This window comes from Pseudoalteromonas sp. Z1A2 (assembly GCF_011378755.1).
GTDB lineage: Bacteria > Pseudomonadota > Gammaproteobacteria > Enterobacterales > Alteromonadaceae > Pseudoalteromonas > Pseudoalteromonas distincta.
The window spans coordinates 1-544 of sequence record NZ_WTKX01000094.1 but is presented as its reverse complement, the minus strand read 5'-3'; the positions used below and the strand labels follow the sequence as shown (position 1 = coordinate 544).

Below are 544 nucleotides of genomic sequence, written 5' to 3'. Positions count from 1 at the left end.
CAAAGTTGTAATCTTGGTGTCATGTTGCTGTAGTGACAGATACTGCATAATATTTGCAGAGGTAGTTGTTAGGACTTTAATGAAGGAATTGTATGCGCTTATTAGTTGTTGAAGATGAAGCAAAAACGGGAGATTATTTAAAACAGGGACTAAGTGAAGCTGGTTTTCAGGTTTCTTTGGCGCGCAATGGTCTTGACGGCCATCACCTAGCAATGACCGAATTATTTGATGTAATAATACTTGATGTCATGTTACCTGACGTATCCGGTTGGAAAATTTTACAGTCGCTACGTGAAGCAGATAACAAAACCCCAGTACTATTTTTATCTGCTCGCGATAGCATAGACGATAGAGTAAAGGGGCTCGAACTTGGTGCTGATGACTATTTAATAAAGCCTTTTGCTTTTGCTGAAGTTTTAGCAAGAGTACGCACTCTTATTCGCCGTGGTGCAGTACAAACAGTTGACGATATACTGATCGTTGCTGATTTAGAAATGGATATTCCAAAGCGAAAAATACAACGTGCAGGCAAGCGTATTTTATT

General features: G+C 39.3%; 1 protein-coding gene. It reads left to right on the top strand.

What is annotated here, in order from left to right; genetic code table 11:
* Positions 1-92: 92 nt before the first annotated feature.
* On the top strand, positions 93-544 hold a 452-nt coding region (locus GQR47_RS20355), incomplete at its 3' end, for a response regulator (RefSeq protein ID WP_165724420.1).